Source organism: Pseudoalteromonas sp. SS15, from assembly GCF_049257195.1.
In the GTDB taxonomy this organism is placed as follows: Bacteria; Pseudomonadota; Gammaproteobacteria; order Enterobacterales; family Alteromonadaceae; genus Pseudoalteromonas.
In genome coordinates this window covers 409,954-424,480 of sequence record NZ_JBMMUD010000001.1, presented here as the reverse complement: position 1 = coordinate 424,480, position 14,527 = coordinate 409,954, and the positions used below count along the sequence as shown (strand labels likewise).

Here is a 14,527-nt window from a genome sequence, read left to right as displayed (position 1 = left end):
TCTTCAAATAGAAATAAAAAGTGGCTGTCACCCAGCCACTTTATTCAACTTTCAAGACAAGTTTCTTTGTCTTCGACAACAGATGTTCGAGTATTCAGCATGAAATTTAATCAGTACGCGTTTTGCTTAATGGCGGCTTTTTCTTCTTATGAAGCATTATCAGCGCCACCAGCCTCACTTCAGGTTGCGAAACCACATACAACACTATTTGCAGACATTGATAGCACAGATAATCAAGTCGTTGCAGTTGGCAAGTTTGGCACTATTGTGACTTCAAATGATGGACAGAGTTGGCAACAAGCTGAAGTGCCAGTTCAATCGCTTTTAACCGCTGTCACCATAAAATCTGATAAAGCAGCATGGGCATGTGGTCATGATGCAACAATTGTACATAGCTCAGATAATGGTAAAACTTGGCAATTACAACAGCACTTACCTGAACAAGGCAAGCCATGCCTAGATATTGAGTTTGTCGATGAGAAAACGGGGTTTGCTATTGGTGCCTATGGCATGTTTTATAAGACTGATAATGGTGGCAAAACTTGGCAATCACAATTCATCAGTGATTTTGTTCACCCTGATGACAAAGAATATCTTGAAGAACTAAAGCAGGATGATCCTGAAGCCTATCAAGATGAAATTAAGTTTATTCTGCCGCATTTTAATCGTTTGCTAATACAAGATAACGTTTTTTATCTTGTGGGAGAAATGGGCTTAGTGGGTAAAAGTGAAGACAAAGGCATCTCCTGGCAAAAGTTTGAAGAGTTTTACCCTGGTTCTTTTTTTAGTGTGAACGAAACACCAGATGGACAGATTCTGGTTGCAGGACTAAGAGGGAATGCCTTCATTAAGTCACAAAGTGATATTGGTTTCACTGAAATCGACATTGCGCAAACGGCAACAATTAATTCGATTTTGCCATTTAAAGATTCAACTTTACTTTTCGCAAACTCTGGGTTGATCCACGCTTTTAATGGTCAGCAGGTAACTAGTGAACAATTGCCTTCAGGTCATGCAATTTTGTCAGCCACTATATTTAATAACAAAGTAATTATGGCAACAGAAAAAGGGCTAATTACTTGGGGAGATAGCAAGTAATGCAAGCTATATTAAATAAACTCGAATATGTTGTATTTCGTCACAGACTCTTCATGGTTTTGGTGTTTTTATTCGCCACCATTTTTCTTGGCTACAAAGCAACACATATTCAACTAGATGCAGCCTTTACAAAGAATATTCCTCTGCAACATGATTACATGAAAGTTTATCTTAAGCATGAAAAGCAGTTTGGTGGTGCCAACAGTATTTTGATTTCGGTGTGTGATGCTAACGGCGACATTTTCAATGAACCATTTTTCTCAACACTAAAATCAGTTCATGACCAACTTTATTTTATTCCTGGTGTTAATAGACCGCTTGTAAATTCTATTTTTTCGCCGAGTGCACGCTTTGTAGAAGTCGTAGAAGATGGTTTCGCCGGTGGGCCAATTATTCCTGCTAATTTTGCACCAACAAAGACAGGTTTAGCAGTCGTAAAGCAAAACATTGAAAAAGCCAATGTAGTAGGGCGCATGATTGCGAGTGACTACAGCTGTGCCATGGTGACAGCACAATTATTAGAGACTGATCCGCAAACGCAGGAGAAGTTAGATACGTTGGCGTTTGCTAAAAAGCTAGAAGAGGAAATCCGCCAGCCTCTAGAAAATGATAATGTGAGTATTCATATTATTGGCTTCGCGAAAATGGCTGGTGATATCGCAGACGGAGCGAAAGGGGTAGTTTTATTCTTTGTTATTGCTATCGTCTTCACCTTTATCATGGTGTGGTTATTCTGTAAGAGTTTTAAATTAACACTGCTACCTATTTTATGTTCATTAATTGCTGTTATTTGGCAAATGGGCTTACTGTCCTCTCTAGGCTTTGGCTTAGATCCTATGTCAATTTTGGTGCCATTCTTAGTGTTTGCAATTGGTGTGAGCCATGGCGTGCAAATGATCAATGCCATTGGTAAGAAAGTATCTGAAGGGGTATCAAGTAAAGTTGCAGCGCAAGCAAGCTTTAAAGCGCTACTTATTCCGGGTGGTATCGCATTACTATCAGACACAGTCGGCTTCTTAACGTTATTAGCAATTGATATCGGCATTATTCGTGAGCTTGCTATCACAGCGAGTTTAGGTGTTGCTGTTATTATCTTTACTAATCTACTGTTACTACCTGTACTAGCTTCTTATTTTAACTCTTCAAAGATCCACCGTGTTGATGATGGTGATACAGCCTCGCATAAGTTATTCACTGCGATGCGTGAAAGCTTAGTTGCAGCGACAGACCCTAAAAAAGCAAAAATAATCATTTTTGTCTCTGTTGTGTTATTTGCCTTTGGTTATTGGCAATCAAACAACATGAAGATTGGTGATCTGCATGCAGGTGCACCGGCTTTACATGAAAGTGCGCGATACAACCAAGATACCTTCTTGATTAATGATAGATATACCATTTCGTCAGATATCTTAAAGGTACTAGTAGAAGCTTATCCAGCGGCCTGTACTGAGTTCGATACTATGGAGCGAGTAAGTCGTTTCCAATGGAGAATCGAGAACTTAGAAGGCGTGCAATCGGCAGTGTCTTTAAGCTCTGTTGCGCAATCAGTGAATGCAGGCTACAACGAAGGTAATTTGAAGTGGCAAACACTTCCACGTAATAGTGCTTCTTTAGTTCAGGCAACTTCTCGTGTTGAAACGAGCACGGGTTTACTTAATGGCGATTGCTCAGTGATGCCGATTGTTATCTTTATGGAAGATCACAAAGCTGAAACCATTGACCATGTGGTTGCTAAAATCAAAGAGTTTGCGTCGATAGAGAATACAGACAAAGTTCAATTCAAGCTAGCTTCGGGCCCGATAGGGGTAATGGCAGCGACCAATGAGTCGGTAGCTGAAGCACAAATTCCAATGATGATATATGTATATGGTGCTGTCATCATTCTATGCTTATTGAGTTTTAGAAGTGTTAAAGCGACCATTGCAGTTGTCCTACCTCTCTACATTGTATCAACTTTGGCGCAAGCACTGATGGTGAAGCTGGAAATTGGTTTAACTGTATCAACATTACCAGTTATTGCTCTCGGTGTGGGCATTGGTGTTGACTATGGTATTTATATCCTTTCATCGATGATGACACAGCTTAAGCAAAATGTGCCTTTATCGATTGCCTATCGCAATGCTCTGGCTGAACGTGGTAGCGCTGTACTATTCACAGGTATTACGCTAGCAATAGGTGTGAGTACTTGGATATTCTCTGCACTTAAATTCCAAGTTGATATGGGTATTCTGCTCACCTTCATGTTTTTAGTGAATATGTTGGGTGCAGTGCTGTTATTGCCTGCTATAGGGACACTTCTCTGGCCTGACCAGAAAAAAAATTGTGAATAAATGTGCTGTAAAATGGCAAGGATTGCCTATTTATATCTATTATTTGTGAATAGATGAGCAAATGGCTGAAAAGCTTGAAATGTTTTCGTCGAAAAAGCTGTTTATTAGCGTCAGAAAGGTTAGAATTTACCTGACTCCACGCTAATAAATGGCTGTACAAATAATCTACCGTTCAAGGTGGTATAGATTAAGGAACACATATGACACAAAATGAAGGTCCAGCATCTGTTATCTTAGATAATGTATGTAAGTTGATCCAAAAGAAAGTTCATGCAGACAATGTGTCACTCGTTGAAACTTTTGCCAAAGCCTTGTACAGCAATATGTCTAAAGAGGATCTGGCAAAACGTAACGACAGTGACCTATACGGTGCAGCACTGAGTCTTTGGAATTCACTTGAAAAAAATACGTCTGATGAAGCCGTAATTAGAGTGTTTAATCCAGAGGTATCAAAAGATGGTTGGCAATCGTCTCATACGATTGTTGAGATCATCGCAAACGACATGCCGTTCTTAGTTGATTCAGTGCGTATGGCAATGAATCGTCTGAACATCGTCTCTCATCTTCTTCTACACAGTCCGTTGAAAATCAAACGTGACGAAAACAGCCAAATCTCTGCAATTTCAAACTTAAAAGCCGAGCAAGAATCAAATTCTACTAAAACTGTTTTCTTTATCGAAATTGATCGTCAAACAGATACTCAAGCAATCGAAAATTTGACAAGTGAATTACAGTCAGTTCTAAAAGACGTTTCGCTTGCTGTGGCAGACTGGTTGCCAATCAGAGACAAACTTGTTTCTGTGACAAATGAGCTACCATCTCGTAACTTTGGTTGTACTGAAGCTGAAGTAAAAGAAGCCGCTGAATTCTTAGAATGGCTAGTGAAAGATAACTTTACTTTCATGGGCTATCGCCAGTATGACTTGAACCCAGTGCAAGGGGACTACGAGTTAAAACCGGTTTCAGGTACTTCTTTGGGTCTTATGAAAAATACGTCTGATGAAAACAGTCGTTTACTTTCTGAGTTACCAGAAGTCGCCCGTAAAGAAGCACGTAGCAATAACTTATTAATTCTTACAAAAACAAATTCGTTATCGCGTGTACACAGACCAGCTTATGTTGATTATGTTGGTATCAAGCGTTTTGATGACAAAGGCAATGTAGTTGGTGAAGACCGCTTCATTGGTTTATTCTCTTCAAGCTTTTACAACAACAGCGCAGCAGATGTGCCAATCTTAAAAAGCAAGATTAATCGCATCATGGAAGCATGTGACTTTGCAAAAGGCACGCACGCATACAAAGCGGTTTTGAACATCCTTGAAACTTATCCTCGTGATGAATTAGTTCAAGCGCGTGAAGCTGAGCTTTTAGAAGTTGCAACCGGTGTTTTACAGGTTCAAGAGCGCAACATGTGTCGTCTATTCATCCGTAAAGATGTTTATGGCCGTTTCTTCTCTTGTATGGTGTATGTACCTCGAGAGAGATATAACACCGCGCTTCGTCGTGAAACTCAGCAACTCCTTGCCCGTTCATTTAATTCAACGGATAAAGTTGAATTTACCACTTTCTTCTCAGAATCTACGTTAGCGCGTACACATTATATTGTGCGTGTAGCTGACAACAATATTGAATATAACGTGAAAGATATCGAAAATAATTTAGTTGAAGCGGCCCGCACTTGGGAAGATAAGCTTCAAGCAGCGCTTTTAGAAAGCAATGGCGAGTCTCGTGGTAATGAGCTAAACCGTAAATATAGCAATGCGTTCCCATCGGCATATAAAGATCAAGTTTTACCTTCAGCTGCGGTTGTCGATATCGAAAAGCTTGAAACGCTAGATGAAGAGAACAAGCTTGAAATGTTGTTCTATCGTCCGCAAGAAGAAGCAAACTCTAACATTGTTCGTTTAAGCTTATTCCATAAAGATGAGCCTATTCACTTGTCAGATGTAATGCCGATGCTTGAAAACTTTGGCTTACGTGTCATTGGTGAAACACCTTATGCAGTGAAAACCAGTGATGGCCAAGTAAACTGGATCATGGATTTCTCTATGCTACTTGATAGCAAAGGTATTTCTGATTTCAATCAAGTTTCAGCGCGTTTCCGTGCAGCACTAACAAATGTTTGGAACAACCGTTTAGAAAATGATGGTTTTAACCGTCTAGTGCTTATGGGTGGCTTAAAAGGTCGCGAAGCGTCAATTCTTCGTGCATACGCTAAGTATATGCGTCAAATCGGTGTGACTTTCTCTCAGTCATATATCGAGAATACTTTCGAGCATTACCCTCAGATCGCAAGCAAGATTGTTGAGCTATTCACCAAAAAGTTTTCTCCTGCAAAACCTGCAGCGCAGAAGACTTTAGACAAGCTAGTTGCGAGTATTCATGAAGATCTAGAACATGTAGCAAACCTGGATGATGATCGTATCATTCGCTTATATGTTGATATGATCAATGCCACACTTCGTACTAACTTCTTCCAAAAAGAAGCTGATGGTACGAACAAATCATATGTTTCATTCAAAGTTCAGCCAAGTGCTATTCCTGAAATGCCATTACCGCTGCCAGCATTCGAAATCTTCGTATACTCGCCTCGCGTAGAAGGTGTTCACTTACGAGGTGGTAAAGTTGCACGTGGTGGCCTACGTTGGTCTGACCGTCGTGAAGATTTCCGTACTGAAGTACTGGGTCTTGTAAAAGCACAACAAGTTAAAAACACGGTTATCGTACCTGTTGGTTCAAAAGGTGGCTTCGTTTGTAAACAGCTTCCAACAGAAAGAGAAGCTTTCTTTAAAGAAGGTCAAGAGTGTTACAAACTATTTATCCGTGGTCTATTAGATATCACTGATAACATCATTCATGGTGACATCGTGCCACCTGTTGATGTTGTTCGTCACGACGAAGACGACCCTTATTTAGTTGTTGCAGCTGATAAAGGTACGGCGACATTCTCAGACATCGCGAATGGTATTGCAGAAGAGTACAACTTCTGGTTAGGTGATGCGTTTGCTTCAGGTGGCTCTATTGGTTATGACCACAAGAAGATGGGTATTACTGCGAAAGGTGCTTGGGAATCAGTTAAACGTCATTTCAGAGAAATGGGTATCGATTGTCAAACAACTGATTTCACAGCGGTTGCAATTGGTGACATGGCGGGTGACGTATTCGGTAACGGTATGCTTCTATCTAAGCATATTCGTTTACAAGCTGCATTTAACCACATGCACATTTTCATCGATCCGAACCCTGTTGCGGCAAGTTCTTATCAAGAGCGTGAGAGATTATTTGCACTACCTCGCTCAAGCTGGGAAGACTACGACAAGTCATTAATTTCTGAAGGTGGTGGTATATTCTCTCGTGCTGCTAAGTCAATTACGTTGACACCAGAAATTAAAAAGATGTTAGGCACTAAAAAAGCCAGCATGACACCAAACGAATTGATCAAAGCATTATTAATGATGCCTTCAGATCTTTTATGGAATGGTGGTATCGGTACTTACATTAAAGCTAAATCTGAAACAGATGCTGATGTGGGTGACCGCGCTAATGATGCACTGCGTATAAATGGTTCTGAGCTAGGTGCAAAAATCTTTGGCGAAGGTGGTAACTTAGGTGCGACGCAATTAGGTCGTATTGAGTTTGCTGCTAAAGGTGGCCGTATCAATACTGACTTCATCGATAACGTAGGTGGTGTTGCGTGTTCAGATAATGAAGTAAATATCAAAATTTTGCTTAATGGTTTAGTGGCAGAAGGCGACTTAACTAAGAAGCAACGTGATGAATTACTTTATGCCATGACAGATGAAGTATCTGAGCTGGTATTGGCTGATTGTTACCGTCAAACTCACACGCTTTCTATCACTAAGTCTAAGGGTCCTGCGACGCTTAAAGAGAAGATCCGCTTTATCCATGCCTTAGAAAAAGATGGCAAGTTAGATAGAGCAATCGAGTTCTTACCGACAGATGAAGAATTAGCAGAGCGTGCTGCTGCTGGTCAAGATTTAACGCGTCCAGAGCTGTCTGTTCTTGTTTCTTACTCTAAGATGGTATTAAAAGAGTCTTTAGTAACGGATGAAGTTTCTGAAAATCCTTATTACCGTCAATTGTTGGTAAATTCTTTCCCTGTTCCACTTCGTGATAAATTCAATGCAGCAATGGATAACCATCCACTGCGCAAAGAGATCATCGCCACAAAACTTGCGAATAATATCGTTAATGACATGGGTCTTAACTTTATGGTTCGTATGCATGAAGAAACAGGTGCTTCAGACAGCGAGATTGCACTTTGTTACTCAATTGCAAGTGCTATTTTCGAAATGAAAGACACTTGGGCTGATATTGCAGATTTGGATAACCAAATCTCAGCAGATGTACAGACTGAAATGCTATATCAACTTCGCCGTACGGTTCGTCGTGCAACGCGTTGGTTCTTACGTCACCGCAACAAGGCAATGACAATTGAACAAACAATCGAGTTCTTTGCACCAACATTTAAAGATGTAAGTGCAAACCTAAGTGATTACTTAGTTGCTGATGAAGCAGAATCTATTGCTAAAAATGCAGATAAGTTGATTGAACAAGGCGTGCCTTCTGATATTGCGACACGTATTGTATCTCTATCTAGCTTGTTCTCTGTGATGGACTTAGCTGAAGTTGCAGATAACTCGTCTAAAGCGATTGATATGGTGTCTAATACGTACTTCAAGTTAGGTGCGAAGATGGGCCTACATTGGTTCTTAGACCAAATTACGGCTCAACCAGTGACTAACCATTGGCAAGCACTAGCACGTGCTTCATATCGTGAAGAGCTAGACTGGCAACAGCGTTCATTGTCTGAAGTTGTACTCAACAGCCTAGAGACTGAAACAGCAGATGTGAATGAACTTGTAGAGTCTTGGATGGATACTCAATCTGTGTTGCTAACACGTTGGCAGCATATGCTTCAAGAGTTTAAGACATCCCAGAGTCACGACTTTGCGAAGATTTCAGTTGCGCTGCGTGAATTAATGTTACTTAGCCACAACTGTGACACTTCCAAATAATTTATAAACCGCTAAAATACCTCAGCTTTGCTGGGGTATTTTTTTGCCCAGATTTTTTAACGATTACTAAGGAGTTTTCATGTTTTATGAACTAGCGCGTCGCTATATGTTCGGTCGAGATGCCGAGTGGGCCCATGATTTTGCATTGGGTAACCTTCGTCGTTTTGCCAATACACCGCTCAGTATGGCTTGGTCGCAATCTGTTGCAGATAAACCTGTAAACTTTCTTGGCATAGATTTTAAAAACCCAGTCGGTCTCGCCGCCGGATTAGACAAAAATGCTGAATGTATCGATGCATTTGGCCAAATGGGTTTTGGCTTTATTGAAGTAGGCACAGTAACACCTCGTCCTCAAGCTGGTAATGATAAACCACGAATTTTCAGGCTAACTGAAGCACATGCTGTTATTAACCGCATGGGTTTCAATAACAAAGGTGTCGATAATCTAGTTAACAATGTAAAAGCTTCAAAATACACAGGTGTTTTGGGTATAAACATTGGCAAAAACAAAGATACGCCAAATGAAAAGGGCAAAGATGATTATATTCATTGTATGCGAAAAGTATTTGAGCATGCTTCTTACATCACTGTGAATATTTCATCACCGAACACACCTGGCCTTCGCGACCTTCAATATGGTGATGCTCTAGACGATTTATTACAAAGTCTGAAGAATGAACAAGTTGATTTAATCGCGAAACATGATAAATCAGTGCCTATGCTTGTGAAGATCGCACCTGATGTTGATGCTGTACAAGTTCAACAAATTGCCGAATCTCTTATGAAAAATCGTATTGATGGTGTGATTGCGACAAACACTACCCTTGAGCGTGAAGCGGTTAAAGGCTTACAGTATGCTGAGGAAATGGGTGGCTTGTCAGGTCGTCCAGTTCGTGAAAAATCGACCTTTGTTGTTAACGAATTGAAAAGGATCACTGAAGGAAAACTTCCGATCATTGGTGTCGGTGGGATCGACTCTGCAGATTCTGCGAAAGAAAAGCTTAATGCAGGTGCAGATTTAGTCCAGGTTTACACAGGGTTTATCTACGAAGGCCCGCAATTGGTTAAGCGTATTGTTGACGCTTTATAATGATCAGTTATATAACTAAACGATCCTTTTAAATTTGTTCTTATAAACATTTTTAACATTCGTTATTTTTCGTTATACTCCTGTCTCTATCTAGATATGGCTAGTAGACAGGAGATTTCACAGTGCAAGCTTCTAAAGAATGGCAGTGGTTACGTTGCAGTGAACGCAACCGACTTCTTATTGACTTAGGCGATGAGCTTCAACTTTGCACTCCCTACAAGCTACACCAACTCACTGGTGATTCCTTATCTAATCCAAATTTTTGTATCGACGATGCAGAATACTACCAAAACGTATACTTTTACTTGCAAAACTTTAAGGTCTGGACCGACGCCCAGTGTTGTCAAATAGCTTTGAACGCGACAGCTGCTAAGTTTCATTTAAAACCCATGCTTGCAAAAAGTTGGTTTTTTAGCGAATACACAGGAAATGCAGATAGAACAGAAGCCATTATTGCACTTACTTCATCTGAACAAACCGGTGAATTTTTCATTGTAGAGTGTGACGTAGAGAGCTCATTGTGTATTAGTTTAAACGCTGAGTTCAAACTAGATGAGCACCTTAGTTTAGAGCCATTTCAAGCAATACGCGTTTTGAATAATCGTATTCACCCTCTGATGTTAGCTGACAAAATTACCAAAACAGCTTAACTCAACAAGGCAAGCAACAAACAACCTGTGATATACTTTCGACCATTAAAGTATATAGGGTTAAAACATTGCAATTTATCGCACTTACTTCAATTGGTATTGAAAATTTATTAGTAGATGAAATCAAAGAGCAAGGCTTAGAAGTTATCAAACAGTCTGTTGGTTCGGTAAAGTTTGAGGCGGATAACAGTCAAGCACAAAGATTTTGTTTAGTCACACGTTTTGCAACACGTGTCATGCTGCTTCTAGAAGAAAATGCAGAGATAAACACCAAAGAAGATTTATATAAATTTGCACGTTTTCAGCCTTGGCAGGAATTCTTTGGCCCAAAACAAACATTTGCAATTGAATTTAATGGTACAAATCAAGCTTTAAAAAATACTCAATTTTCAGGCTTAGTGATTAAAGATGCTGTCGTAGATTATTTCAATGACTTGTTTGAACAACGTCCGAACGTAGACAAAACCGAGCCAAATATTCGTATTGTAGCAAAATTAAATAAAAGCCATTGTATGCTTTATCTCGATTATTCAGGCCCCCGATTATCAGACAGAGGCTATAGAACTCGTCAGGGTAAAGCGCCTATTCGTGAAAATTTAGCGGCGGCATTGGTTAAGCGAAGTGGCTGGTTGAATGATGTAAGCCAACCTCTATTTGATCCATGTTGTGGCTCGGGCACTTTACTCATTGAAGCTGTGGGTATGGCAAACAAGGTGCCTGCAAATATTAATCGTAAATTTGCATTCCAAAACTTGCCAAGCTTTAGACCTGCGAAATTTGATGAAATCAAACAGGCTGTGAAAAGCGAAATAACAGAAAACAATCTATGGATCATGGGGTCAGATTTTGATGAACGAGTGATCAATGTTGCACAGCAAAATGCGCGCAGAGCAGGTGTTGAAGACCTCATCGATTTTAGTGTTAAAGATGCAAATAAATTGTCTCAAGTTGCCAAACGTTCTGGGGTTGTATTAAGCAACTTACCTTATGGTGAACGTTTAGGTGCGATGGCTGAACTCATAAACCTTTACAGAAATATGGGTCTTGGGTTTAAAAAGTACTTCCAAAATTGGCAATTGGCACTTTTAGGGACAGACGAAAGTTTATTTAAATTACTCAAATTAGCTAAATCTAAAACCTATAAGTTTAAAAATGGTCCACTTGATGTTGCACTCTATCTTTACGATGTGAACGAAAAACAGGTAAGTCAAAGCCAAGAGAAAACAGGTCTTAACTTTGAAGGTTCTTCAGCTTTTGGAAACCGTTTAAAGAAAAATAGAAACGCGCTTAAGTCTTGGATTAAAAAAGAGGGCATTAACGCCTACCGTTTATATGACGCCGACATTCCTGAGTATAATGTCGCTGTTGATATTTATAACGATTCTGCGGTTATCTTTGAATATGCAGCACCGAAAGAAATTGACGATACGGTTGCGCAAAAACGTTTACAAGATGTGATCACTTTAACGTCAGAGCAACTTAATATTCCAGCTGAGAATATTGCAGTTAAGGTTCGTAAAAAGCAAAAAGGCGATGCGCAATACAACAGTTTTGATAAGCAAAATCGAGTTGACGTTGTTGAAGAGTTTGGTGCCAAGTTTAAAGTAAACTTGTTCGACTATTTAGATACAGGTTTATTCTTAGATCATCGTCTGGCACGTCGTTATATTCAACAAAACGCAAAAGGTCAACGTGTATTGAACTTATTCTCTTACACGGGGAGTGCGTCTGTTCATGCTGCGATTGGTGGAGCCAAAGCGGTCACAACCGTTGATATGTCAAAAACCTATTTAAAGTGGGCTGAAGAAAACTTTGCGTTAAACAATCTCAAAAATCCTCGCTTTAGATTTGAACAAGCGGACTGCTTGAAATGGTTAGAACACGCTCAAGGTCAATATGATTTGATCTTTTTAGATCCACCGACTTTCTCTAACTCGAAGCGTATGAAAGCAGAGTTTGATGTGCAGCGAGATCACATCAAATTGATGGAGTGGGTGAAAAAAATTCTAAGCCCGAAAGGCACTTTATTGTTCTCGAACAATAAACGTGGATTCAAAATGGATGAGGTCGCTTTAATGGGGTTAGGCCTTAAGGCTGTGAATATCTCTGATAAGACGCTCTCACCTGACTTTAAACGTAATAAGCAGATCCATAATAGTTGGTTGATCACACATGGATAAGTTTACCCTTTATCACACCGAGGGCTGCCATTTATGTGAGCAAGCCCTTGCGTTATTGAATGCTCAGTTACAGTCTGAGCAAATAATTTTAAGAGATATCGTTGAAGAGCCAGAGTTGGTAGAGAAATATCAGTTCACCATTCCTGTTGTTGCAAATAAAAACAACCAAGAGCTAGGTTGGCCATTCGACGAACAAAAATTAAAAGAGTTTATAAACTAAGATGGATTTAATCAGAATTGCAAAAGCGCAGTTAGCTTTTGGCACACACCCACTATTAGATAATGCTGATGCGGTGATTGAAGCCGGTGAACGCGTCTGTATTGTTGGTCGTAACGGCGCCGGTAAATCAACTTTACTCAAAGTACTTGATGGGCAAGTTCAACTCGACGATGGAGAAATCAATCAAGTTAGTGATTTAAAGGTATCACGATTAGAGCAAGATCCGCCTAAAGGCGCTGAAGGCTCGGTTTTTGATTATGTCGCGAATGGTATTCCTGACATTGCTAATTTACTCATTGAATACCACCATGTCAGTGAGCAAATGCAAACAGACTACTCTGAGTCTGTGTTAAATAAGTTTGAGAAACTGTCTTCTCGTATTGAAGCCCAAGATGGTTGGCGCTTTGAAAGCCGTATTAAGTTAGTTTTAGCACAGTTAGAGCTGACTTCAGATATGCGATTGGAAAAGCTATCAGGTGGCTGGTTAAGAAAGGTTGCCCTTGCCAAAGCACTTGTGAGTGAACCTGACTTATTACTACTTGATGAGCCAACGAACCACTTGGATATGAACAGTGTTATTTGGCTAGAGCAGTTTTTAAAAGATTTCAAAGGCGGCATTGTATTTATTTCGCACGATAGGGCATTCATCCGCAGTATTGCCACCCGTATCCTAGATTTAGATCGCGGCCAGTTAATTTCTTACCCAGGTAACTACGAAAAATATCTTGAGCAAAAAGCGCATGACCTGAAAGTTGAAGAAGCGCAAAATGCTCTATTTGATAAGCGTTTGGCCGAGGAAGAAGCCTGGATCAGACAAGGCATTAAAGCACGTCGTACTCGTAATGAAGGCCGGGTTAGAGCATTAAAAGCATTGCGTGTGGAACGAAAGCAGCGAGTTGAACAAGTAGGTAAAGCTGACTTTAATATCGAAACAGCAGATCGCTCTGGTAAGCTTGTGTTTGAAGCTAAAAACTTGAAGCATGCCTTTAAAGATAAACCTATTGTCAATGATTTCTCTACCCTTGTTATGCGTGGAGATAGAGTCGGTTTAATTGGACCAAACGGTGTAGGTAAAACAACCTTACTTAAATTGCTATTCGGTCAACTTGAAGCCGTATCAGGCAATGTCAAACAAGGCGTAAACCTTGAAGTTGCATATTTTGATCAATACAGAGAAAAGTTAGACGAAGATGCAACGGTGCAAGACAATGTTGCTGAAGGTAAGCAAGAAGTCATGATGGGCGGTCGTAGCCGACATGTGCTGGGTTATCTTCAAGACTTCTTATTTCCGCCTGCGCGAGCTAGAACGCCAGTTAAAGCACTGTCAGGTGGCGAGAAAAATCGTTTGTTATTAGCAAAGCTATTCTTGAAACCTTCAAATGTCCTTGTTTTAGATGAACCGACCAATGACTTGGATATTGAAACGCTTGAACTGTTAGAAGACATTATCAACCAATATCAAGGTACAATCCTAATTGTAAGTCACGACCGAGAGTTTATTGATAACACTTGTAATAGTGTCTGGGCGTTTTCAGGTGACGGTGAAGTAATTGATATTGTTGGTGGTTACACAGACTATCAGGTCTATAAAGCTGAGCTTGATGAAAAAAGAAAGCAACTGGAAAAGCAGCAGGTTGCACAAGCTGCAAAAGAAGTAAAAAAAGATAAAACAAATAACAAAAGTAGTAAGCTAAGTTACAAATTAAAACTTGAATTAGAACAACTGCCTAGTAAAGTAGAAGCCCTTGAACTTGCGCTTGAAGAACAACAAACCTTGGTGAATGATCCAGAGTTTTTCAAACAACCTCAACAGGAAACGCAAGCGGCATTGAACCAATTGGCAAATCTAGAGTCTGAGCTTGAAACTGCTTATGCCCGCTGGGAAGAGTTAGAAGAATTACAGAATCAGTAGTAAGGATT

Annotated in this window: 8 protein-coding genes; all 8 read left to right on the top strand. The window is 40.0% G+C overall.

Annotated features, from left to right (window positions below; translation table 11 throughout):
- The first annotated feature begins 99 nt into the window (after positions 1–99).
- Positions 100–1,098, top strand: coding sequence for a WD40/YVTN/BNR-like repeat-containing protein (locus AAEU28_RS01785; protein ID WP_421962705.1), 999 nt, complete (start codon positions 100–102; stop codon positions 1,096–1,098).
- Positions 1,098–3,428, top strand: coding sequence for an efflux RND transporter permease subunit (locus tag AAEU28_RS01780; protein ID WP_421962704.1), 2,331 nt, complete (start codon positions 1,098–1,100; stop codon positions 3,426–3,428). Before AAEU28_RS01785 ends, AAEU28_RS01780 begins: the two co-directional genes overlap by 1 nt.
- A 200-nt stretch (positions 3,429–3,628) precedes the next feature.
- Positions 3,629–8,467, top strand: a complete 4,839-nt coding sequence (locus AAEU28_RS01775; RefSeq protein ID WP_421962703.1) for an NAD-glutamate dehydrogenase — start codon at positions 3,629–3,631, stop codon at positions 8,465–8,467.
- A gap of 79 nt (positions 8,468–8,546) precedes the next feature.
- A complete protein-coding gene (pyrD, locus tag AAEU28_RS01770; protein ID WP_421962702.1) occupies positions 8,547–9,557 on the top strand; it encodes a quinone-dependent dihydroorotate dehydrogenase in 1,011 nt (336 codons plus the stop codon).
- A gap of 122 nt (positions 9,558–9,679) precedes the next feature.
- Positions 9,680–10,207 carry a cell division protein ZapC domain-containing protein gene (locus tag AAEU28_RS01765; RefSeq protein WP_421962701.1) on the top strand — a complete coding sequence of 176 codons (528 nt, stop codon included), beginning with the start codon at positions 9,680–9,682 and terminating at the stop codon, positions 10,205–10,207.
- Between the two features lie 68 nt (positions 10,208–10,275).
- A complete protein-coding gene (rlmKL, locus tag AAEU28_RS01760; RefSeq protein ID WP_421962700.1) occupies positions 10,276–12,387 on the top strand; it encodes a bifunctional 23S rRNA (guanine(2069)-N(7))-methyltransferase RlmK/23S rRNA (guanine(2445)-N(2))-methyltransferase RlmL in 2,112 nt (703 codons plus the stop codon).
- Positions 12,380–12,607, top strand: a complete 228-nt coding sequence (locus tag AAEU28_RS01755) for a glutaredoxin family protein (protein ID WP_421962699.1) — start codon at positions 12,380–12,382, stop codon at positions 12,605–12,607. Before rlmKL ends, AAEU28_RS01755 begins: the two co-directional genes overlap by 8 nt.
- A gap of 1 nt (position 12,608) precedes the next feature.
- On the top strand, positions 12,609–14,519 hold the full coding sequence (locus AAEU28_RS01750) for an ABC transporter ATP-binding protein (RefSeq protein WP_421962698.1): 1,911 nt from the start codon (positions 12,609–12,611) through the stop codon (positions 14,517–14,519).
- Positions 14,520–14,527 lie beyond the last annotated feature (8 nt).